The organism is Rhodovarius crocodyli, from assembly GCF_004005855.1.
Taxonomy (GTDB): Bacteria; Pseudomonadota; Alphaproteobacteria; order Acetobacterales; family Acetobacteraceae; genus Rhodovarius; species Rhodovarius crocodyli.
This window is the reverse complement of sequence record NZ_SACL01000004.1, coordinates 199,307-221,634: the sequence shown is the minus strand read 5'-3', so window position 1 is coordinate 221,634 and position 22,328 is coordinate 199,307. Positions and strand designations below refer to the sequence as shown.

The following is a 22,328-nucleotide window of genomic DNA, read 5'->3' as shown; positions in this document are numbered from 1 at the left end:
GGGTTACTGGAGCATCAGTGCGAATTCGGGGATGTAGGTCGTCAGCATCAGCACGATCAGCATGACGATGATCTGCGGCCAGATGGCCCTGGTGATCGAGGCCAGCGACTGCTTGCTGATCGCCATGCCGACGAACAGGCAATAGCCGATCGGCGGGGCTGCCATGCCGATCGCCACGTTCACCACGATCATGGACCCGAAATGGATCGGGTCCACGCCGAACTTGTTGGCGATGGCGATCAGCATCGGCCCCAGCACCACCATGATCGCGATCTCGTCCATCACCGCCGCCAGCAGGAAGAAGGCGATGTTGAGCCCGGCCAGCGCCATCCATTTTTCCTGGATGTTGTCGGCGAGCCAGGACGCGAAGCTGGTTGCGATCTGCTCCTGCGCGATCAGCACCCCGAAGCCTGTCGAAACCGCGATGATGGACGTCACCATGGCGCTGGTGCGCAGGGCGCCCAGCACGATGCCCGACAGGTCGGCCAGCTTGATGCGACGTTCGACCAGAAGGCCGATCACCAGCGCGTAGAGGCAACTCATCGCGGCAGCCTCGGTGGGCGTGAACACGCCGCCATAGATGCCGCCCAGCACCAGGATGGGCGACAGCAGCGCCCAACGCCCGGCCACGAAGGCCCGCCGGATCTCGGCCCAATCCGCCTTGGGCTGCTTTGGTACGCCGTGACGGCGCGCATGCCACCAGCAGATCACGAGCAGCCCGGCCGCGATGGCAAAGCCCGGCACCACGCCCGACAGGAACAGCTTGCCGATCGACTGTTCCGCCACGATGCCCCAAATCACGAAGGCGATGGAGGGCGGGATCAGCGGCCCCAGCACACCCGCCGACACGGCGATGGAGGCGGCAAAGGGCGCCGAATAGCCCGCCCTGACCATGGCCGGGATCATGATGCCGCCGATCGCGGCGGTCGTCGCGGGGGCCGAACCCGAGATGGCCGAGAAGATGAGCGCCGCGATGACGGTCACCATCGCAAGCCCGCCCGTGCGGTGGCGCACCAGCGTGCCCGCGGCCTCGACCAGCCGCTGGGACATGCCGCCGGCCGACATGATCTCGCCCGCCAGCATGAACAGCGGAATGGCCAGAAGGCTGAAGGACTGGGAGCCCGCGATCAGCTGTTGGGCCAGGAAGGCGGGCTCGATATCCGCCAGCACCAGGGCCAGCGCCGACACGCCCATGATGGCGAAGGCGAAGGGAACACCGAGTACCGCCAGCGCGCCGAGGCCGGCCGTCAATGCAAGTGTCACGCTCATGCTTCGCGCTCCGGCAGCAGGGCGTGTTCAAGCGCGAAGACGCAGCACAGCGCGCCCGCGATGGGCGCCATCACGTTCAGGATCTCGGTGGGGTACTCCATGGCGGCCGAAAAGGAGCCGCCGGCCATGTCCATGAAGCGCAGCCCGGACCAGAACAGGTAGCCGGACAGCACCGCCACGAACAACGCGATGGCGCGGCCGAGGGCCGCGCGCGGGGCAGGGGGCAGGGCCTCGGGCAGCAGGGTCAGTGCGACGTGGAACCCCTCGCGCACGCCGAGCGCCAGCCCGCCGAGCGTGGCCCAGGAGAACATCAGCACCGCCAGTTCCTCGGACCAGGGCGGCGCCGCCAGGAAGACGTAGCGCATCACCACCTGGATCACGATGGCGGCGAACATCACCAGCACCGCCAGCACCAGGCTGGCCTTCAGGACAAAGGCCAGCGCACCGGTCACTTGCCGCATCAACCAGCGGCCGCCAGCGCATCCCGCACGATGTCGGCGCCGATGGCGCCGCGGAAGCTCTCGTACATCGGCATCACCGCGCGGCGGAAGGCGGCGGGGTCCGCCACCTCATTCACCGTCATGCCGTGCTGGGCCAGGCTGCCGACCAGGGCGCGGGCGTTGGTGGCGGCGGCGGTGCGCTGGCGCGCGGTGGCCGCGGTGCCTGCCTCCTGCACGGCCGCGCGCAGGTCGGGCGCCAGGCGGTCGTGGCTGCGCTTGGACATCAGCAGCGCGATCATCGAATAGATGTGGTTGGTCATCGAAAGATACTTTGTGACCTCGTAGTACTTGTTGGCGTCGATGACCGCGAGCGGGATCTCGAGCCCGTCGATCGCGCCCTGCTGAACCGCCGTGAAGGTCTCGCCCCAGGCCATCGGCACGGCGGTGCCGCCGAGGGCGGTATACATGCCGACATAGATCGGGCTCTGCAGCACGCGGAACTTCACGCCGCGCAGGTCCGCCGGGTTCACGATGGGGCGGGTGTTGTTGATCATCTGGCGGAAGCCGCCCTCGCAATAGCCGAGGTTGACCACGCCCTTGGTCGCCAGGCGCTGCGCGAGGGACTGGCCCACCTGGCCGTCCAGCACGCGCTGGGCGGCGGCGGCATCGGAGAACAGGAAAGGCATGTCGTTGATCTGATAGGCGGGCTCGACCTGCGCGATGACGGCGTTGGTGATCACGCCCATGTCGACCGTGCCCAGGCGCATGCCGTCCAGCAGCGGGCGCTCATCGCCCAGCGCGCGGTTGGCGAACAGCTGCACGTCGATGCGCTCGCCCACGCGCTTGGCCAGCTCTTCCTTGAAGTAGTGCGCGGCCATCGCATAGGGGTCCTGCGCGCCGTCGCTCGTGGTCCAGCCGATCTTGATGGTCGGCCGGGCCTGGGCCAGCGCATCGCCGGATTGTGCAAGCGTGGGCATGGCAAGGGCGGATGCAGCCAACAGGGAACGGCGAGGGAAAAGCATGAATGTTTCCTCAAATTGGGTGATTTTGTCATAAACTGCGCCGTAACGGCTTCGGCATCAAGTCTTGACCTGGAGACATCCGGCCGCGAAACCCCCGCGATGAGCGCGCATGATCCGGGTGGAAAGGTCAGGCTGGCATTGGCCGGCGATGTGGTGTCGGCAGCCGGGTTCTCACCCTGCCGGCGCTGGCGCGCCTGGCTGGAACGCCGCTGGGACGGGCGGCCGATCGGCAGCGACAACGTGGCCGCTTTCATCGGAATGAACCCCTCCACGGCGGATGAGAATGTGGACGACCCCACGGTGCGCGGCTGCATGGCGCGCGCGCGCGACTGGGGTTTCGGCGGGGCGGTCATGCTGAACGCCTTCGCCTATCGCGCCACCGACAAGATGCGCCTGCTGGAGACGGACGACCCCGTGGGCCCCGGCACCGATGCGGCGATTCTTGAGCACAGCCGCCGCGCGGGCCGGGTGATTGCCGCCTGGGGGCAGCCGCCCAAGCCGTTGCTGGGGCGCGGGCGGCAGATTGCGGCCATGCTGGCCGAGGCGGGCATCCCGCTGCTGTGCTTCGCGGTGAATGCGGATGGCAGCCCGAAACACCCGCTCTATGTCCGGCGCGACGCGGTGCCGGTTCCGTACAAGCCCTGAGGCATCAGGTTTTCGTATCGTGACGATAGCCGAACGCGCCTTGGCAACCGGCCGGCGCGGGCGCAATTTCCGTCACGTAACGAAAGGATCGATCCCATGGCCAAGCCCAAGCTGCACCCGGTCGCCAACGATCTCGGCGCCAACGCCAAGGCCGCCAGCGTCACCCTGCTGAACGCCGCCCTGGCCGACATCATCGACCTGACCAACGGCGTGCGCATGGCGCATTGGACGGTGAAGGGGCCGCAATTCGCCGCCCTGCACACCCTGTTCGAGGGCTTCTACGACCAGCTGGGCGAGGCGACCGACGACATCGCGGAACGCGTGGTCCAGCTGGGCGGCACGCCCAACGGCACGACGCAGGAAGTGGGCGCGCTGTCGCGCCTGCCTGCCTATGACCCCGCGCTGCGCGCCGGCATGGACCATGTGAAGGCGCTGACCGAGCGCTACGCGGCCTTCGCCAAGACCACGCGCGCGGCCGTCGATGCCTCGGCCGAGGCGGGCGATGCCGACACGGCGGACCTGTTCACCGGCCTGTCGCGCACGCTCGACAAGGCGCTGTGGATGCTGGAAGCCCATCTGGAGGGCTGACATGCGAAGGGGGGCCGAAGCCCCCCTTTTCTGTGCCAGGCGGGCGTTCAGCCCGGAAGGGCCTTCAGCTCCGTCTCCACGAAGCTGAGCGGGGCGGTGCCCGCATTGACCACATTGTGCTCCACCCCCGCGAAGCGCTGGTAGGACACGCCGGCCTTGAGGTCGGCCGTGGCCGTCTTGCCGTCCGGGAACTCGATCAGCAGCGTGCCGTCCGTCACCGGCGTCACGACATAATACCAGCCGTGGCGATGGTAGCCGGTCTCGGAGCCGGGCTCGAAATCCCAGCGCATCACGCGGACATGCTCGTCCTCGATCTGGATGGTGCCGGTCGCGGGCGCGCGGCAGCGCAGGGGCTCGCTCGCCATTACTCGGCCGCCTGCTTGGTGGCGAAGCCGGGCAGGGGGATGGCGCCGGTCGCGACCCAGGCCTGCCAGGCGGTCTCGGCGGCGGCAGGGGCCAGCGGCAGGTGCGGCGGGCGGATGTTCAGCCAGCCCTTGTCGCCGCTGCTGCGGGCGATGACTTCGCGCAGGTTGGGGATCAGCGGCGCGGAGGTCGCGGCGCGGCGGGTGGCGGTCAGCATGGCCTGGGCCGCATCGGCCTCGGGGCCCGTGCGCTTGGCATAGACGATGCCGCCCCAGTGGCTGTTGGCGTTACCGGCGGCGGTGATGCAGCCCGCGCCACCCTCGGCCAGGATCTGCTGCAGGAACTCGTCGCTGCCCGAATAGACCTCGAAGCCGCGCGACGCGAAGCGGTCCACCATCGCCTTCATGTTGGCGTAGTCGCCGCTGCTGTCCTTCACGCCCTTGATCACGCCCGGGAAGGCGGTGGTCAGGCGGTCGATCAGGTCCAGGCTGAAGGGCACGGCGGACTGCTGCGGGAAGTGGTACAGGTACAGCGCGATGCCGCCGCCGACGCGCTTCACCACCTCGGAGAAATACGCGAACAGCCCGTCATCGGACGGCGCCTTGTAGTAGAAGGGCGGCAGCAGCAGCACGCCGCGGCAGCCCAGCTCGCGCGCATGGATGGTCAGCTCGACCGTGTCGGTGATGGAGGGGCAGCCCGTGCCCGGCATCATCTTGGCCGCCGGCACGCCGCGCGCGACCAGTCCTTCCAGGATCTGCTTGCGCTCATGCAGGCCGAAGTTGTTGGCCTCACCCGTGGTGCCCAGCACGCCCAGGCCGTTGCAGCCATTGGCCAGCAGCCAGTGGCAGTGCTTGGCCATGGCGTCCAGGTTGATGGACAGGTCGGCATTCATCGCGGTCAGCACCGCGGCGTTCACGCCACCGTAGAGAGCGTCCTTCATCGGCGTATCCTTTTCTTGGGTAGAGGGCCCGCCTGCTTCGGCCAACGGCCGGGCCAGGGGACCACATGGGTTTCGAGGGAGCCCGCATCGCGCTCGGGCACGATGCGATGGGCGACCGACACGGCCGCCTCGAACACGGTTTCCGCCCGGCCGGAGATCAGCGGGTGCCAGGATGGCAGGTCCCGTCCCTCAGCCAGCAGGCGATAGGCACAGGTGGGCGGCAGCCAGTCGATCTCGCGCACCAGCTCGGGCGTCAGCTGCAGGCAGTCGGGCACGAAGCGCTGGCGCTTGGCATAGTTGCGGCACTGGGCCGTTGCGCTGTCGAGCAGCCGGCACGCGACATTGGTGAAGGCGAGCTCACCGGTGTCGTCGTCGCGCAGCTTGTGCAGGCAGCAGCGGCCGCAGCCGTCGCACAGGCTCTCCCACTCGGGGCGGGTCATCGCCTCAAGGGATTTCGTGCGCCAGAAGGGCTCGGTTGCTGCCATGGGCGCAACATAGCGACCAGGACGCCTCGGGGCCATTCCCCCTCAGCGAATGCGGATGGTGGCGCCGGTGGCGCTGCCCTCGGCATCCAGCACCGTGATGCGGTAGTGGCCGGGGCCCGGGGGCTGCCAGCGGGCCTCGCGCCGGGCGGGCTCGCTGCCGATGGGCGCGCCGTCCACCATGAAGATCAACGGCCTTTGGCCACCCGCCGAGCGGATCACGAGATCGGCGCCATCCTCCAGCACTGCGCCGGGCGGGGGGAACAGCAGGCGCAGGCGGTCGGGAGCTTCGGCCAGCGGCGCTGCCTGGGCGCGCACCTGCAGCGGGGCCAGCGGCGCGGGCGGCACCAGGGCCATCACCCGCGCCAGGATGGGCAGGGCGAGGCGGGCACCCGTCGCGCCGGGCATGGGCGTGCCGTCGGGCCGGCCCACCCAGACGCCGGCCACATGCCGGGCATCGAAGCCCATGGCCCAGGCGTCCCGCGCGCCCCAGCTGGTGCCGGTCTTCCAGGCGATGCCGGTGGGCCCGCCGGCCGGGAAGGGCTGCGCCAGGATGGCCCCCACCAGCTGCGCCGCGTGGGGTTCCAGCACCTGGCGGGCCTGCGCGCGCGGGCCGGGGCGCAGGGCCAGCGGCGCGGAGCGCCCGCCATCGGCCAGCGTGGCATACAGCCCCAGCATGCCCCGCAGCGTGAAGCCCGCCCCGCCCAGGGCCAGCGGCAGGGAGGGGTCGGCCCCCGCCGGCAGGCGCGGCGAGAACCCCGCATCCTTCAGCAGCCCGGCGAAGCGCACCGGCCCCAGCTGCGCCAGCAGCGACACCGCCGGCAGGTTCAGGGATTGCCTGAGCGCATCGGCCACCGTGATCTGCCCGGCGAAGCCGTGGTCGAAATTCTCGGGCGCATAGGACCCGAAGCTGCGCGGCATGTCCGACAGCAGGGTGGCGGGCATGACCAGCCCCTCCTGGAAGGCCAGCGCATAGAGCAGCGGCTTCAGTGCCGAACCCGGCGAGCGGATGGCCGCCGAAAGGTCCAGCGCGCCGGCGCGGTTCTGGGCCATCCAGGCACCGCCCGCCAGCGCCCGGACGGCGCGCGGCCCGGTCTCGGCCAGCATGATGGCGATGGAGGCGCGATCGGGCAGGGTGGCCAGGGATTCGGTCAGGATGGTCTCGACCGCGCGTTGCAGCCCGGCATCCAACGTGGTGGGGCCGTTGCGCAGTTGCCGCGCCAGATGCGGCGCCAGCCGGGGCAGGGGCTGGCGGCGCAGCGGCAGGGGCGCGCCCAGCGCCATGTCGGCATCCTGCTCCGACACCGCGGGGGCCGCGCGGCTCAACAGCACGGAATCGCGGGCGCGGCGCGCGGCGGCGGGGTGGCGGTCGGGGCGGCTGCGGGTGGGCTGGCGGGCCAGGCCCACCAACAGCGCGGCCTCCGCCATGTCCAGCTGGCGGGAGGGGCGGCCGAACCAGACGAGCGAACCCGCGCGGATGCCCTCGATATTCCCGCCCTGGGGGGCGAGGGTGAGCCACAGGCCCAGGATCTCGCGCTTCGAGTAGCGCCATTCGAGCTGAATGGCGCGCAGGGTCTCGATGGCCTTGGCGCGCAGGGTGCGGGGGCGGGGTTCCAGCAGCCGCGCCACCTGCATGGTCAATGTGGACCCGCCCGAGACCACATGGCCGCGCCGGGCCCATTGCGCGGCGGCGCGCGCCATCGCGATGGGGTCCACGCCGGGATGGTGCCAGAACCGCCGGTCCTCGGCGGCGACCAGCATGGCCACCAGATGCGGCGGCACGTCATCCACCCCGGTCGCGAGCCGCCACACGCCACCCGCCGCCGGCAGCACCGACAGGGTGCGCCCGTTGCGGTCCGTCAGTTCTCCGCCCACCGCCAGCGCGCGGGCCATGGGCGGCGGCAGGGCGCGGTCGAGTGCCCATGCCGCGCCAGCTAGCGCGAATATCACCAGTGAAATGATGGCGAAGCGCCGGCGCATCGCTTAATCCAAGCCCATACGGCAATCCTGCGGCAACAATGACGCCGCCCTCTGTAGCATGCCACCGCCACAGGGCGCTTCACGCGGAAGCGTTATTGACGCGGGACCGAAACTACCGATCTGTGCGTTCACGTTCCGGGGCTTGAGTGAGGAAATCCATGCTGCTGCGCGCTGCTGTCCTGAGCTTTCTGGCCCTTTCCGGGCCGGCCCTGGCGCAATTCGGCCCGCAGGGTCCGCCGGCCGTGGGCGTGGCCCCGGCCGAGCGCCGCCCCGTGACCGAATCCTCCGAATTCGTGGGCCGTGTCGAGGCCGTGAGCCGCGTCGACATCCGCGCCCGCGTGACGGGCTTCCTGGAGCAGCGCCTGTTCCAGGAAGGCAGCGAGGTGGAGGAGGGGGCACCGCTCTACCGCATCGAGCGCCCGCCCTTCGAGGCGCAGCTGTCCCAGGCCCGCGCCCAGCTGGCCAGCGCCAACGCGACGCTTGAGAACGCGCGCGTCGCGCTTTCCCGCGCGCGGGAGTTGCGGGCGACCGGCGCCGGCACCCAGGCCGCGCTGGACACCGCCCAGGCGTCCGAGCGCACCGCCAACGCCGCCGTGCTGGGCGCCCAGGCCCAGGTGCGCGTGGCCGAGATCAACCTGGCCTATACCGAGGTGAACGCCCCCGTCGCCGGCAAGATCGGCCGGTCGGTGCTGACGCCGGGCAACGTCGTCTCACCGAACCTGACGGAGCCGCTGGCCACCATCGTCACGCAGGACCCGATGCGCGTGGCCTTCAACGTCTCTCAGCGGCAGGTGCAGGAGCTGCGCGCGCGCTATGAGACGCGAGGCGGGCTGGATGCCACGCGGGTGCGCATCCGCCTGGTCGACGGCACCGTCTATGCCCAGGTCGGCCGCATCGAGTTCCTGGACACCCAGGTGGACCGCAACACCGACACGCTGCTGATCCGCGCCAGCATCCCCAACCCGCTGCGCCAGGTGCAGGGCCGCACGGTCGATTCGCGTGACCTGGTGGACGGCCAGTTCGTGACCGTTCTGCTGGAGGGCGTGCAGCCCGTGCTGTCGGTCGTGGTCCCCCGCTCCGCCGTGCTGCAGGACCAGGGCGGCTTCTATGTGTTCATCGTGGGTGAGAACAACGCGGCCACCCGGCGCACCATCCGCCTGGGCCGCACCGTGGACGGCATGGCCGTGGTCGAGCAGGGGCTCGACGGCGGGGAAAGCGTGATCGTGGAGGGCATCCAGCGCGTGCGCCCCGGGCAGCCGGTGAACCCGGGCCCCGCCAGCGCGCCCCCCGGTGCCCCCCCGGCCGGCGCCTCGCGCGCCCCGACCCGCTGAGGAGGCGGCGCCATGCTCTCCGGCGTTTTCGTCGATCGCCCCAGGCTCGCGATCGTCATCGCGATCCTGACCACCATCGCGGGGCTGCTGGCGCTGACGCGCCTGCCGGTCTCTCAGTTTCCGGACATCGTGCCGCCGCAGGTGCAGGTCACGGCCCGCTATCCGGGCGCTTCCTCCGCCGTGGTCGAGGCCACCGTCGCGCAGCTGGTTGAATCGGCCGTGAACGGCGTGGACCGCATGCTCTACATGCGCTCCAACAGCGCCAATGACGGCACCTACCAGCTGAATGTCAGCTTCGCCCTGGGCACCGACCCGGATATCGCGACCGTCAACGTCAACAACCGGGTGCAGGCGGCGCTCGCCCGCCTGCCGCAGGAAGTGCAGCGCAGCGGCGTCACGGTGCGCAAGCAGTCGTCCTCGGTGCTGCAGTTCCTGCAGGTGTTCTCGCCCGACGGGTCGCGCAACCCGCTGTTCCTGTCCAACTACGCCACGATCAACATCGTGGACTCGCTCGCCCGCGTGCCGGGCGTGGGCCAGGTCTTCCTGTTCGGCGCGCTGGATTATTCCATGCGCATCTGGTTCCAGATCGACCGGCTGACCAGCCTCGGCATCGCGCCGTCGGACGTGATCGCGGCGATCCAGGGCCAGAATGTGCAGGCGGCGGTGGGCCGCATCGGCGCGCGCCCGATCGGTGACGACCAGCAATTCCAGTTCAACCTGCAGACCCGCGGACGCCTGGCCAGCCCCGAGGAATTCGGCGAGATCGTCATCCGCGCCAACACCGACGGCTCCATCCTGCGCGTGCGCGACGTGGCGCGCATCGAACTCGGCGCCGCCAATGAGGACACCGAAAGCCGCCTGAACGGCCAGCCCACGGTGGCCATGGGCATCTATCTGGCGCCCGGCGCCAATGCCGTGAACGTCGCGGCCGCCGTCGGCCGCACCATGGACGACCTCAAGACCCGTTTCCCGACGGGCGTGGACTACCGCGTGTTCTACGACACCTCCTCCTTCGTCTCCGACACCATCTACGAGGTGCTGAAGACGGTGCTGGAGGCGTTCATCCTGGTGGTGATCGTCGTCTATCTGTTCCTGGGCAGCGTGCGGGCCACCATCATCCCCACCATCGCGGTGCCCGTCTCGCTGATCGGCACCTTCGCGGTGATGCTGGTCATCGGCTTCTCGGCCAACACCATCTCCCTGCTGGCCATGGTGCTGGCCATCGGCATCGTGGTCGATGACGCGATCGTGGTGGTCGAGAATGTGGAGCGCGTGCTGGAGGAACACCCGGAGCTGACCCCGGCCGAAGCCACCAAGAAGGCCATGGCCGAGATCACGGGCCCCATCATCGCCATCACCCTGGTGCTGCTCTCGGTCTTCGTGCCGGTCGCCTTCATCCCGGGCGTGGCGGGCGTGCTGTTCCGTGAGTTCGCGGTGACGATCTCGGTCGCCATGGTGATCTCGGCCACCAATGCGCTCACGCTCTCTCCCGCGCTGTGCGCGCTGGTGCTGCGCCATGCCGGGCCCCGGCGCGGGCCCATCAAGTATGTGATGAACGGCATCGACAAGGTGCGCGACGGCTATGCCTGGATCGTGCGGCGCATCCTGCGCCTGGCCATCATCGCGCTGCCGCTGACGGCGCTGATCGGCTACGGCGTCTATGAGATCGGCAAGCGCACGCCGCAGGGCTTCCTGCCCACCGAGGATCAGGGCGCGTTCTTCATCCAGCTTCAGCTGCCGCAGGGCGCCTCGGTTTCCCGCACGCGCGAGGCGGTGGAGCAGGTGGAGGCCATCCTTCGCCAGAACAGCGCCATCGACAACATGCTGGCGATCGTGGGCTTCTCGCTGATCGACGGCGGCGCGCAGTCCAACGCGGCTTTCATGGTCGCGCGCATGAAGCCCTTCCATGATCGCCAGGCCGCGCAGGACAGCGTGTTCGCCGCCATCGGGCGGGTGTTCGGCGCGGCGCAGGCCATCCGCACGGCCAATGTGTTCGCCTTCAACATCCCGCCCATCATCGGCCTCGGTACGGGCTCGGGCTTCGACTACCAGTTGCAGGATTACCAGGGGCGCGACCCGGCGGAGCTCGGCAGTGCCGCCTTCGGCATGATGGTGGCGGCCAACCAGGATCCGCGCCTGCGCGGGGTGTTCACCACCTTCTCGCCCACCACGCCGAGCCTGTATCTGGATATCGACCGCGACAAGGCCCAGGCGCTGGGCGTGCGCATCTCGGACCTGTTCACCTCGCTGCAGGCCACGCTGGGCGGGTATTATGTGAACGACTTCAACCTGTTCGGCCGCACCTGGCAGGTGAATATCCAGGCCGAGGCCTCCGACCGCAACGACATCAACGACATCTGGCGCATCCAGGTGCGCAATGCGCGCGGGCAGATGGTGCCGCTGCGCGCCTTTGCCGATACCCGCGTGGTGCTGGGGGCGCAGACCATCAGCCGCTACAACAATGTGCGCTCCGTGCAGCTGTCCGGCACTCCGGCGCCGGGGGTGTCCTCGGGGGCGGCCCTGGCCGCGATGGAGGAGATCTCCCGCCGCTCGCTGCCGCAGGGCTTCGGCTTCGAATGGACCAACGTGGCCTATCAGGAAAAGCAGGCGGCGGGGCAGACGGGCATCATCATCGCGCTGGCCGTGCTGTTCGCCTATCTGTTCCTGGTCGCGCTGTATGAGAGCTGGACCATTCCCATCCCCGTGCTGCTGTCGGTGGCCGTGGGCGGGTTGGGGGCCTTCGCGGCCATCCTGCTGGCCGGCGCGTCGCTCGACGTCTATGCCCAGATCGGGCTTGTGGTGCTGATCGCGCTGGCGGCCAAGAACGGCATCCTGATCGTGGAATTCGCCAAGGAGCGCCGCGAGGAAGGCCTGCCGCTGCGAGAGGCCGCGACGCTCGGCGCCCGCATGCGGTTCCGCGCGGTGATGATGACCTCCATCGCCTTCATCCTGGGGCTGGTGCCGCTGGTCTGGGCGGAGGGTGCGGCGATGCTGTCACGCCGCGCGGTCGGCACGCCGGTGTTCGGCGGCATGATCGCGGCGGCGGCGGTCGGCATCTTCATGATCCCGATGCTGTATGTGGTGTTCCAGGGCGGCCGCGAGCGGATCAAGGGGATGTTCCGCAGGAAACCGGCGGCGCAGCACTAAGAACGCCCTTCTATAGCGGCGCGCAGGCCTCGGCGACCCATTCCCGGGTCGCCGCATCCAGCTTGCCGCCCAGCAGCGCCAGCACCCGCGCGTGATAGGCGTCGATCCAGCCACGCTCGGCAGGCGTCAGCAGCGCCACTTCGATCATCGCCCGCGCATAGGGCGCGAAGGTGATGGTCTCGAATTCCAGGAAGGGCTTCACCTGGTCCGGCTGGGGCGCGGCCTCCTGCACCATCAGCAGGTTCTCGATGCGGATGCCGTAGGCGCCGGGCAGGTAATAGCCGGGCTCGTCCGACAGGATCATGCCGGGCGCAAGCGCCACCACCTTGGCCGCGCGGGAGAACGCGACCGGCCCCTCATGCACCGACAGGAAGCTGCCCACGCCATGGCCGGTGCCGTGGTCGTAGTCGAGGCCGGCCTCCCACAACGGGCGGCGGGCGAGCGCATCCAGATGCGGCCCAGCCACACCCTTGGGGAAACGGGCCACGGCCAGCGCGATATGGCCCTGCAGCACGCGGGTATAGCGTTCCCGCAGCCCCTGCGGCGCGGGGCCCGGCCCGGTGAACAGGGTGCGGGTGATGTCGGTCGTGCCGTCCAGGTACTGGGCGCCTGAATCGATCAGGTAGCATTCGTCGGGCTTGATCGGGCGGTCGGATTCCTCGGTGGCGCGGTAATGCACCACGGCGCCGTTCTCCCCGGCGCCCGAGATCGCCGGGAAGCTCTCGGCCTGGAACAGCGGCACCTCGCGGCGGAAGGCGAGCAGCTGCTCGGCGGCGGAAACCTCGGTCAGCCGGCCCTGGGGCGCTTCGCGGGCGAACCAGGCCAGGAAGCGGGCCATGGCCACCGCGTCACGCTCATGCGCGTTGCGGGCGCCCTGCTGCTCCACCGGGTTCTTGCAGGCGCGCGGCAGGCGGCAGGGGTCGTCGCCAGGCGTGACATGGGCGCCGGCATCGCGCAGCGCGCGGGCGAACCAGGCCGGCGTCAGGTCCGGGTCCAGCCGCACCTTCCGGCCGGCCAGCGCCTTCAGCGCGCCCGGCAGCGCCTCACGCGGGGAAACGGAGACCGCATTGCCCAGATGGGCGCGAACTTCGGGGCCGATCTTGGCCGGGTCCATGAACACCTGCACGCCGCCGTCATCGCCCAGCAGGGCGAAACCCAGCGCCAGGGGGGTGTGTGACAGGTCGCCGCCCCGGATGTTCAACAGCCAGGCCAGCGAATGCGGATCGGCCAGCACGGCGGCGGATTCGCCGGATTTCTTCAGATCGGCGGCGGCCTCGGCGCGTTTGGCGGCGCTGTCCTTGCCGGCGTATTCGGGGCCGTGCACCCGGGCCTGGGCCACGGGCGGGGCAGGGCGGTCGCGCCACGCCGCATCCAGCGGGTTGCGCGGCAGCGGCACCATGGTGACGCCGGCATAGCGGCTGATCGCCGCCTCGGTATGCAGCCAGGGGTCATAGCCGATGCGGGCGCCCGGTGCGGTCGAGGCCAGCCATTCGGGCGCCGGCTCCTCGATCAGGTGCCTGTATTCATACAGATTTCCATCCACCTGCTGCCGCACCTGGGTGGTGTAGCGGCCGTCGGTGAAGATCGCGGCGCGGTCCTTCAGCACCACCGCCAGCCCCGCGCTGCCGGTAAAACCCGTCAGCCAGGACAGCCGCTCGCCGGAGGGCGGCACATACTCGCCCAGGTACTCATCGGCCCTCGGAACCAGGAAGCCATCCACCCCGAGGGCGGCGATTTCGGCGCGCAGGGCGGCCAGGCGTTCGGCGGCAATCGTCATGATAAAGGCATAACCCGGCCAAAGCCCTTCATGAAGCCGCCGTTTGGCCCTATGTGGTGCCCAAATTCTTTCGAGTGCCGGAACCCCTATGCCTGACACGCCGCTGGATCGCATCCGCAACTTCTCCATCATCGCGCATATCGACCACGGCAAGTCCACCCTGGCGGACCGGCTGATCCAGACCACGGGCGCCATCAGCGCGCGCGAGATGACCGAACAGGTCCTCGACAACATGGAGCTGGAGAAGGAGCGCGGCATCACCATCAAGGCGCAGACCGTGCGCCTGACCTACAAGGCGCTGGATGGGGAAACCTACATCCTCAACCTGATGGACACGCCGGGCCACGTCGACTTCGCCTATGAGGTGAGCCGCAGCCTCGCCGCCTGCGAGGGCTCGCTGCTGGTCGTCGATGCCTCCCAGGGTGTCGAGGCGCAGACGCTGGCCAACGTCTACCAGGCGATCGACGCGGGGCATGAGATCGTGCCCGTGCTGAACAAGGTGGACCTGCCGGCCGCCGAGCCCGACCGCGTGAAGACCCAGATCGAGGACGTGATCGGCATCCCGGCCGATGACGCGGTGATGATCTCGGCCAAGACGGGCCTGGGCATCGACCTGGTGCTGGAGGCCATCGTCACCCGCCTGCCGCCGCCGAAGGGCGACCCGAACAGCCCCACCAAGGCCCTGCTGGTCGACAGCTGGTACGATGCCTATCTGGGCGTCATCGTGCTGGTGCGCGTGAAGGACGGCCATCTGCGCAAGGGCCAGAAGGTGCGGATGATGTCCTCCGGCTCTGTTCATGTGCTGGAGCAGGTGGGCGTGTTCAGCCCGCGCATGACGGCGGTCGAGAGCCTGGGCCCGGGCGAGATGGGCTATTTCACCGCCGCCATCAAAACCGTCGCCGACACCAATGTGGGCGACACGCTGACCGATGACCGCAACCCCGCGAGCGAGGCGCTGGCCGGCTTCAAGCCCAGCGTGCCGGTGGTGTGGTGCGGCATGTACCCGGTCGATGCCGATGACTATGAGAAGCTGCGCGACAGCCTGGCCAAGCTGCGCCTGAACGATGCGAGCTTCCATTTCGAGCCCGAGACCTCCGCCGCGCTGGGCTTCGGCTATCGCTGCGGCTTCCTCGGCCTGCTGCACCTGGAGATCATCCAGGAGCGCCTGAGCCGCGAGTTCGACCTCGACCTGATCGCGACCGCGCCCAGCGTGGTCTACAAGCTGAAGCGCAACGACGGCACCGAGGAAGACATCCACAACCCGGCCGACATGCCGGACCCGACGCTGATCGAGACCATCTCCGAGCCCTGGATCAAGGCCACGATCTTCGTGCCCGACGAATACCTGGGCAACATCCTGACGCTCTGCAACGAGCGCCGGGGCCAGCAGGTGGAACTGACCTATGTCGGGCCGCGCGCCATGGCGGTGTACCGCCTGCCGCTGAACGAGGTGGTGTTCGACTTCTATGATCGCCTGAAGTCGGTCAGCCGCGGCTATGCCAGCTTCGACTACCAGATGGACGGCTATGAGCCGGGTGACCTGGTGAAGATCTCGATCCTGGTGAATGCGGAGCCGGTGGACGCGCTGTCCTTCATGGCGCACCGCAGCCAGGCCGACCGTCGCGGGCGCTCCATCTGCGAGAAGCTGAAGGAGCTGATCCCCCGCCAGCTGTTCAAGATCCCCATCCAGGCCGCGATCGGCGGGCGGGTGATCGCGCGCGAGACCATCAGCGCCATGTCCAAGGACGTGACGGCCAAGTGCTATGGCGGTGACATCAGCCGCAAGCGCAAGCTTCTGGACAAGCAGAAGGAAGGCAAGAAGCGCATGCGGCAGTTCGGCAAGGTTGAGATTCCGCAGAGCGCCTTCATCGCCGCCCTTAAGATGGATAGCTGAGAGCCACTCGTTCCGCCCCTGGATGACAGAAATGACATCCAGGAGCGGTTGCGGTGCACAAGCGCATTCCGTTAATGAGAGTCATTCTCATTCGGATTTGGCGATGCGTATCTCGTTCGGACTGGCCGTGCCGGCCCTTCTGGCAGCGGCCCACGCCCAGGCCCAGACCGCCACCCCCGACGTGCAGCTGCCGCAGTTGCAGGTGGAAGGCCAGGCAGAACGCGCGGATGGACCCGTCCAGGGCTATCGCGCCGAGCGTTCCTCGACCGCCACCCGCACCGACACCGCGCTGCGCGACACGCCCCAGGCCGTGGTGGTGGTGCCGCGCCAGGTGCTGGAAGACCAGGCCGTGGTCCGGCTGGACGACGCGCTGCGCAATGTCAGCGCCGTGCGCCCGGGCGGCAGCGGCGGCAACCGCACGGAATCCTACCTGATCCGCGGCTTCCGCACCCAGAACTACGCCATCGACGGCACGCTGCAGAACCCGGCCGCCGAATTCGTGAACGGCTTCCGTGACCTGTCGAACATCGAGCGCGTGGAGGTGCTGAAGGGCCCGGCCTCCGTGCTCTACGGCATCGGGGACCCGGGCGGCCTCATCAACCTCGTCACCCGCCGGCCGCAATTCACCCCCTCGGGCAGCCTGACGCTGACGGGCGGGCAGTTCGGCTTCGTCCGCAACGAGTTCGACATCACCGGCGGCCTGCCGGAGACGGGCTTCGCCGCCCGCCTCAGCGGCTCCCTGACCCGCGACGAGGGCTATCGCGAGATCGCCCGCCGCACCGAACGCGTCTTCATCGCGCCCAGCATCATGTGGCAGCCGTCCGACCGCACCCGCGTGACCGTCAGCCTGACGCATTACGACCAGACGGGCCCCTTCGACCGCGGGCTGGTGGCCCAGGGGCGGCAGGTGGTGGTCCGCCGCGACAATTATTACGGCGAGCGCTGGTCCAACGGCCGCTCCATCGCGACCGACTTCAATGTCCGCACCGAGCATGAGGCGACGGATTGGCTGACCCTTCGCCAATCCACCCGCTTCGACTGGGGCAGCGCGCATCGCTACAGCGCCGATCCGCTGGCGCTTTCGGCCGACAACCGCACGCTGACGCGCCGCGCGACCGACCAGGACGACAATTCCCAGAGCGTGGACCTGCTGTTCGACGGCACGGCGCGTTTCCAGACCGGCCCGCTGCGGCATTCCACCACCTTCGGCATCGAGTACATGCACGCCAAGCGCAGTCTGGCGCTGTACCAGGGCACGCTGGCCTCCATAGACCTGCTGAACCCGGTCTATGGCGCGATGCCGGGGCGGCTCGCGCTGCGCACCGTGCGCAACGACGTGCTGGACATGACCTCGGGCTTCCTGCAGCACCAGATCAACTGGAACGACCGGCTGATCCTGCTGGCGGGCTTCCGCTACGACAATTTCCACCAGCGCACGGTCAGCAACAATGTCCGCACCAGCGCCAGCGACGACAACATCGCGCCGCGCGCCAGCGCCCTGTACCGCGCCTGGGACAATGTCGCCTTCTTCGCGGGCTGGAGCCAGAGCTTCGTCCCGCAGCTGGGCGCCGGCGCCAACAATGTGGGCTTCAAGCCCGAAACGGGTGAGCAGTACGAGGCAGGCATCCGCGTGGACCTGCGCCCGGGCCTGACCGCCACGCTGGCCGCCTTCAGCATTCGCCGCCAGAACGTGCTGACGGCGGACCCGGTGAACACCGGCTTCTCCGTGCAGACCGGCACGCAGCGCTCGCGCGGCATCGAACTGGACGTGGCGGGCGAGATCCTGCCCGGCTGGCGCGTCTTCGCCTCCGCCGCCTATCTGGATGCCGTGGTGCTGGCCGACACCACCTATGCCAGCGGCCGCCAGCTGACGGGCGTGCCGCGCTGGAGCGCCAGCCTGTGGAACAGCTATGAGTTCCAGAATGGGCCGCTGCGCGGGCTGAACCTGGGCGCCGGTCTCTTCGCGGTCTCGGGCCGTGCGGGGGATCTCAACAACAGCTATCGCGTCGGCGGCTATACCCGCATCGACCTCAGCGCCTCCTACCCGGTGCATCCGAATGCACGCATCCAGCTGGCGGTGCGCAATCTGGGCGATGTCCGATACATCGAGGCCCCCGTGAGCCGCACCGAGAATTATGCCGGCAGCCCTCGCACCGTCGTCGCCTCCCTGCGGCTGAGCTTCTGATGAACGGCAAGCGCATCTGGCGCATCACGCATCGCTGGGTCGGGCTGGTGCTGGGCACGGCGCTGGCGCTGATCGGGCTGACCGGGGCCATCAGCGCCTATCAGCGTGAGATCGACGCGGCGCTGAACCCCAGCCTGTTCACCCCGGGCGAGGGCCCCGCGCGCATCGGCGCCGAGGAAGCCATGGCCACCGCCCGCGCCCTGGCGCCCGCCGCGCAGATCCGCCTGGTGCGCCTGCCCGATCCGGTCTGGCCGGTGTTCACCGTCAACCAGTTCCGCCGCACGGATGACGGGCAGCGCCTGTGGATGGTGCATGTGGACCCCGCGAGCGGGCGCGTGCTGGGTGAGCGTGAGTTCGAGGCCTCCTTCGCGCGCACGGTGAACCGGCTGCACTCCACCCTGCTGCTGCGCCAATGGTGGGGCAGGGAGCTGGTGGGCATCGCCGGCATCTTCGGCCTGTTCTCCATCGCCTCCGGCATCTGGCTGTGGTGGCCCCGGTCGCAGTTCCGCCAGGCGCTGACCCAGCTGCGCCGCAGGCCGCGGCAGCTGTTCTACCTGGATCTGCACAGCCTGGTGGGCATCTGGCTGATGATCCCGCTGGTGGTCATCACCTTCACGGGCGTTTGGAAGGCGCTGCCCAGCGTGGTGCGGCCCGCCGTGAACCTGATGACCGAAACGCGCGAGCGCGCGCCGGGCATACCGGGCCGCCCCAGCCCCAACCCGCCCATCGGTGCCGCCCGCGCCCAGGCGATCGCGGAGGCCGCCATCCCCGGCGCGCAGGCCGGCATCGTGGCGCCCCCCGGCCCCCGGCGGAATTCCTGGGAGATCGGGCTGCGCGGCGTGGATGGCGACCCGCGCATCCGCAACCGCAGCCTGGTCTGGGTGAACCCGCAGACCGGCGAGGTGATGGGCATGCTGGGCGAAGGGCATGGCCCCCTCGGCGCCCGCATGGAGAAGGACCTGCTGTGGCTGCACAGCGGCGTGCTGTTCGGCGGGCCCGGGCAGTTCATCGGCCTGCTGGCCGGGCTGTCGCTGCCCGCGCTGTGGGTGTCGGGGCTGTTGCTCTGGCTGCGGAAGCGGCGCATCAGGCAACGGTCGCCGGTGATGGCCGGGGCACGGGCGGCCGTCGGCTGACCCCGGCCCGGTCGGCATTCCCGGCCGGGAGGATGCGCATGGCGCAGCACGGGATGGGCAAGGGCGGCTGGTTCCGCCGCCTGGGGCCGGGCCTGATCACGGGGGCGGCCGACGACGACCCGAGCGGCATCGCCACCTATTCCCAGGCGGGGGCGCAGTTCGGCCCCAACATGCTCTGGACCGTGGTGCTGACCTTCCCGCTGATGGCGGCCATCCAGTCCATCTGCGCGCGTATCGGCCGGGTCACGGGCAAGGGGCTGGCGGCCAACATGCTGCATCTGCTGCCACGGCCCGTGGTGCAGGGGCTCGTCGCGCTGCTGTTCCTCGCCAATGCGGTGAATATCGGCGCCGACCTGTCGGCCATGGGCGCGGCGGTGGAACTGCTGCTGGGCCGGGGGCAGGTGGTGTTCGCGGTGCTGTTCGCCGCGCTGTCCCTGCTGTTGCAGGTGTTCGTTCCCTATCACCGCTATGTCCATTTCCTGAAATGGCTGACGCTGTCGCTGTTCGCCTATGCGGGCATCCTGCTGGCTGTGCGCATCGACTGGTGGGCGGTGCTGCTGGGCACCGTCTGGCCGCGCTTCGCCCTGACGCGCGACGCCTGCATGACGGTGGTCGCTGTGTTCGGCACCACCATCAGCCCCTACCTGTTCTTCTGGCAAAGCGCCGAGGAGGTGGAGGAAGCGAGCCAGGAAGGGGTCTGCGCCTCGCTGCTGGAATGTCCGGACCTGGCGCCGAGGGAGCTGGACCGCATCGGCGCCGACACGCTGGTGGGCATGGGTTTCTCCAACGCCATCGCCTTCTGCATCATGCTGACCACTGCGGTCACGCTGCATGCCACGGGTGTCACGGATATCGCGACCTCGGCCGACGCGGCGCGGGCGCTGCGGCCCATCGCGGGTGACCTGGCCTTCCTGCTGTTCAGCCTGGGCATCATCGGCACCGGGCTGCTGGCGCTGCCGGTGCTGGCGGGCTCGGCCGCCTATGCGATCGGGGAGCTGCACGGCTGGCGCGCCGGGCTGGAGGAAAAGCCCGGCAACGCCAAAGGCTTCTATGGCGTGATCGCGCTGGGCTTCGCGGCCGGGCTGCTGATGCTGTTCCTGCCCATCGACCCCATCAAGGCCCTGTTCTGGAGCGCGGTGCTGAACGGCGTGATTGCCGTGCCGCTGATGGCCGCGACCATCCTGGTGGCCGGCAGCCGCGCGCGGATGGGGCAGTTCGCGGCGACGCGGCCGCAGCGTGTGCTCGCCTGGGCCGCGACCGGCGTGATGGCCGCCGCTGCCCTGGCCATGTTCCTGCTGTAGGGGCGGCCCCCGGGACTTGCACTGGACAGGTCCACCCACCCACCCCTACTCAGGCGCCGTGTTCAGCCTCGTCTTCTCCCGCCGCTATGCCATGGCCCATCGCCTGACCTCGGGTCTTTCCGAGGCCTGCGCCATCCCGCATGGCCATAATGAGACCGTGACCGTCACCCTGCGCGCGACCTCTCCCTCGCGGCTGGACGGCGGCGCCAACATGGTCGAGCCCTTCGAGCGCGCGAAGGCCACCTGGCACCGCTGGATCGACCAGAGCCTGGACCATTCGCTGCATCTTTCGGGTGACGACCCGCTGCTGGACTGGTTCCGCGTGCGGGAGCCGCATCGGCTGGCCCGCATCCTGGTCACGCCCGGGGACCCGACGACCGAGGTGCTGGCCCTGTGCCTGATGTCCAAGCTGAACGCCTTCCTCGCGGCCGATGGCGGCCGGCTGTTCTGCGCGGCCATCCGGGTGGAGGAAACCCCCACCAACACCGTGACCTTCGAGGGCGACCCGCTGCCCATGTTGCCGCGCCTGATGCAGGCTGAACCCTGGTGGCTGCGCGCGGATATGAGCATCAACGACCTGATGCAGGTGCCCGCGTGAGCTACGCGGTCAAGGAGATCTTCTACACCCTGCAGGGTGAGGGCGCGCAGGCCGGCCGGCCCGCGGTGTTCTGCCGCTTCACGGGCTGCAACCTGTGGTCGGGCCGCGAGGAAGACCGCGCGGAGGCCGTCTGCCGGTTCTGCGACACGGATTTCGTGGGCATGGATGGCACGGCGGGCGGGCGCTATCCGGATGCCGCTGCCCTGGCGGACACCATCGCCGCCCACTGGCCCGGCGGCGGAGCCGCGCCAGGATCAACTGCCGGCGGGCGCCCCTTCGTGGTCTGCACCGGCGGCGAACCCCTGCTGCAACTGGACGAACCACTGGTCGAGGCGCTGCACGCGCGCGGCTTCGAGGTGGCGGTCGAGACCAACGGCACCATCGCCCCGGCGCCGGCGGGGCTCGACTGGATCTGCGTCAGCCCCAAGGCGGGTGCGGAGCTGCGCCTGACCAGCGGGCATGAGCTGAAGCTGGTGATCCCGCAGCCCGGCATCGACCTTGAAGCCATGGAGAAGCTGGATTTCCAGCGTTTCTCCCTTCAGCCCATGGACGGGGCGGATGCCGAGCGCAACACCCGCTCGGCGCTGGAGCTGTGCCTGGCCCGGCCGCAATGGCAGCTGAGCCTGCAGACGCACAAGATGCTGGATATCAGGTAGCGCGGTCCCCGGCCTCGACCGGGCGGATCACGCGGCAGGGGTTGCCCAGGGCCAGCATGCCGGCGGGCACATCCTTGGTCACGACGCTGCCGGCGCCGATCACGGCCCCGTCGCCGATGGTCACGCCGGGCAGGATCAGCGCGCCCCCGCCCACCCACACATCCTTCCCGATGGTGATGGGTTTGCCGTATTCCTGCTGCCGCCGCAGTTCCGCGTTCATCGGGTGCAGCGGCGTCAGGATCTGCACGCCCGGGCCGAAAAGCGTGTAGTCGCCGATCCGCACCGGGCAGACATCCAGCACCACGCAGTTGAAGTTGAAGTAGACGCGCTCGCCCAGCTCGATATTGCGGCCGTAGTCGCAATAAAATGGCGGCTGCATCCAGACGCTGTCGCCACCCTTGCCGAAGATCTGCCGGCACAGCTCGCGCCGCAGGCCTTCCTCGCTTTCAGGGGCCGCGTTCATCTGCTGGCAGAGTTCCCGGACGCGGATGCGATCCGCGACCAGGGCAGGGTCGAAAGAATCATACAGCTCGCCGGCGAGCATCTTTTCACGTTCGGTGCGCATGGCGCACTTCTA

At 69.3% G+C, this 22,328-nt stretch carries 19 protein-coding genes; 10 read left to right on the top strand and 9 right to left on the bottom strand.

The features are described 5' to 3' along the window. Positions 1–3: 3 nt before the first annotated feature. The 3 genes from EOD42_RS13090 to EOD42_RS13080 are packed head-to-tail and all read right to left on the bottom strand — an operon-like array spanning position 4 to position 2,686. Positions 4–1,269: a TRAP transporter large permease gene (locus tag EOD42_RS13090; protein WP_127787991.1), complete on the bottom strand. Its 1,266-nt coding sequence runs from the start codon at positions 1,267–1,269 to the stop codon at positions 4–6. Continuing rightward, a complete protein-coding gene (locus EOD42_RS13085; RefSeq protein ID WP_127787990.1) occupies positions 1,266–1,730 on the bottom strand; it encodes a TRAP transporter small permease in 465 nt (154 codons plus the stop codon). Before EOD42_RS13085 ends, EOD42_RS13090 begins: the two co-directional genes overlap by 4 nt. Next, a complete protein-coding gene (locus tag EOD42_RS13080; protein ID WP_240655152.1) occupies positions 1,730–2,686 on the bottom strand; it encodes a TRAP transporter substrate-binding protein in 957 nt (318 codons plus the stop codon). Before EOD42_RS13080 ends, EOD42_RS13085 begins: the two co-directional genes overlap by 1 nt. Before the next feature lie 144 nt (positions 2,687–2,830). Between EOD42_RS13080 and EOD42_RS13075 the strand changes: the two genes are divergently transcribed. Together EOD42_RS13075 and dps are read left to right on the top strand one after the other, a co-directional pair. Then, on the top strand, positions 2,831–3,376 hold the full coding sequence (locus EOD42_RS13075; protein ID WP_127787988.1) for a DUF1643 domain-containing protein: 546 nt from the start codon (positions 2,831–2,833) through the stop codon (positions 3,374–3,376). A gap of 96 nt (positions 3,377–3,472) precedes the next feature. After that, on the top strand, positions 3,473–3,964 hold the full coding sequence (gene dps, locus EOD42_RS13070; protein ID WP_127787987.1) for a DNA starvation/stationary phase protection protein Dps: 492 nt from the start codon (positions 3,473–3,475) through the stop codon (positions 3,962–3,964). Between the two features lie 47 nt (positions 3,965–4,011). Here dps and EOD42_RS13065 read toward each other — a convergent pair whose 3' ends face one another. From EOD42_RS13065 to pbpC, 4 genes are read right to left on the bottom strand one after another with little or no spacing between them, the layout of a single operon-like run. Continuing rightward, positions 4,012–4,329 carry a cupin domain-containing protein gene (locus EOD42_RS13065; protein ID WP_127787986.1) on the bottom strand — a complete coding sequence of 106 codons (318 nt, stop codon included), beginning with the start codon at positions 4,327–4,329 and terminating at the stop codon, positions 4,012–4,014. Beyond that, the gene (locus EOD42_RS13060) at positions 4,329–5,267 is read right to left on the bottom strand and encodes a dihydrodipicolinate synthase family protein (protein WP_127787985.1); all 939 of its coding nucleotides are present in this window, start codon (positions 5,265–5,267) and stop codon (positions 4,329–4,331) included. The genes EOD42_RS13065 and EOD42_RS13060 overlap by 1 nt, the downstream gene beginning before the upstream one ends. Further along, positions 5,264–5,752 (bottom strand): YcgN family cysteine cluster protein, encoded by a 489-nt coding sequence (locus tag EOD42_RS13055; RefSeq protein WP_127787984.1) that lies wholly within the window; start codon positions 5,750–5,752, stop codon positions 5,264–5,266. Before EOD42_RS13055 ends, EOD42_RS13060 begins: the two co-directional genes overlap by 4 nt. A gap of 42 nt (positions 5,753–5,794) precedes the next feature. Next, positions 5,795–7,699: a penicillin-binding protein 1C gene (gene pbpC, locus EOD42_RS13050; protein ID WP_164867918.1), complete on the bottom strand. Its 1,905-nt coding sequence runs from the start codon at positions 7,697–7,699 to the stop codon at positions 5,795–5,797. 188 nt (positions 7,700–7,887) lie between these two features. Here pbpC and EOD42_RS13045 point away from each other — a divergent pair, with 188 nt between their 5' ends. Further along, positions 7,888–9,060, top strand: coding sequence for an efflux RND transporter periplasmic adaptor subunit (locus EOD42_RS13045; RefSeq protein ID WP_127787982.1), 1,173 nt, complete (start codon positions 7,888–7,890; stop codon positions 9,058–9,060). Between the two features lie 12 nt (positions 9,061–9,072). Beyond that, on the top strand, positions 9,073–12,207 hold the full coding sequence (locus EOD42_RS13040; RefSeq protein WP_127787981.1) for an efflux RND transporter permease subunit: 3,135 nt from the start codon (positions 9,073–9,075) through the stop codon (positions 12,205–12,207). Positions 12,208–12,217: 10 nt separating this feature from the next. Here the strand turns inward: EOD42_RS13040 and EOD42_RS13035 are convergent, their stop codons facing one another. Continuing rightward, positions 12,218–13,984 carry an aminopeptidase P family protein gene (locus tag EOD42_RS13035; RefSeq protein WP_127787980.1) on the bottom strand — a complete coding sequence of 589 codons (1,767 nt, stop codon included), beginning with the start codon at positions 13,982–13,984 and terminating at the stop codon, positions 12,218–12,220. Between the two features lie 88 nt (positions 13,985–14,072). Here EOD42_RS13035 and lepA point away from each other — a divergent pair, with 88 nt between their 5' ends. From lepA to queE, 6 genes are all read left to right on the top strand, one after another. After that, complete coding sequence (gene lepA, locus EOD42_RS13030; RefSeq protein ID WP_127787979.1) at positions 14,073–15,878, top strand: translation elongation factor 4; 1,806 nt, start codon at positions 14,073–14,075, stop codon at positions 15,876–15,878. A gap of 103 nt (positions 15,879–15,981) precedes the next feature. After that, the gene (locus EOD42_RS13025; RefSeq protein WP_164867917.1) at positions 15,982–18,063 is read left to right on the top strand and encodes a TonB-dependent siderophore receptor; all 2,082 of its coding nucleotides are present in this window, start codon (positions 15,982–15,984) and stop codon (positions 18,061–18,063) included. Next, the gene (locus tag EOD42_RS13020; RefSeq protein ID WP_127787977.1) at positions 18,063–19,196 is read left to right on the top strand and encodes a PepSY-associated TM helix domain-containing protein; all 1,134 of its coding nucleotides are present in this window, start codon (positions 18,063–18,065) and stop codon (positions 19,194–19,196) included. The genes EOD42_RS13025 and EOD42_RS13020 overlap by 1 nt, the downstream gene beginning before the upstream one ends. Positions 19,197–19,234: 38 nt before the next feature. Then, positions 19,235–20,497 (top strand): NRAMP family divalent metal transporter, encoded by a 1,263-nt coding sequence (locus EOD42_RS13015; RefSeq protein ID WP_206020348.1) that lies wholly within the window; start codon positions 19,235–19,237, stop codon positions 20,495–20,497. A gap of 58 nt (positions 20,498–20,555) precedes the next feature. After that, a complete protein-coding gene (locus EOD42_RS13010; protein ID WP_127787975.1) occupies positions 20,556–21,095 on the top strand; it encodes a 6-pyruvoyl trahydropterin synthase family protein in 540 nt (179 codons plus the stop codon). Beyond that, positions 21,092–21,751, top strand: coding sequence for a 7-carboxy-7-deazaguanine synthase (gene queE, locus EOD42_RS13005; RefSeq protein WP_127787974.1), 660 nt, complete (start codon positions 21,092–21,094; stop codon positions 21,749–21,751). Before EOD42_RS13010 ends, queE begins: the two co-directional genes overlap by 4 nt. Here the strand turns inward: queE and EOD42_RS13000 are convergent. Then, complete coding sequence (locus tag EOD42_RS13000; RefSeq protein ID WP_127787973.1) at positions 21,744–22,316, bottom strand: sugar O-acetyltransferase; 573 nt, start codon at positions 22,314–22,316, stop codon at positions 21,744–21,746. The genes queE and EOD42_RS13000 overlap by 8 nt on opposite strands. Positions 22,317–22,328: the final 12 nt, after the last annotated feature.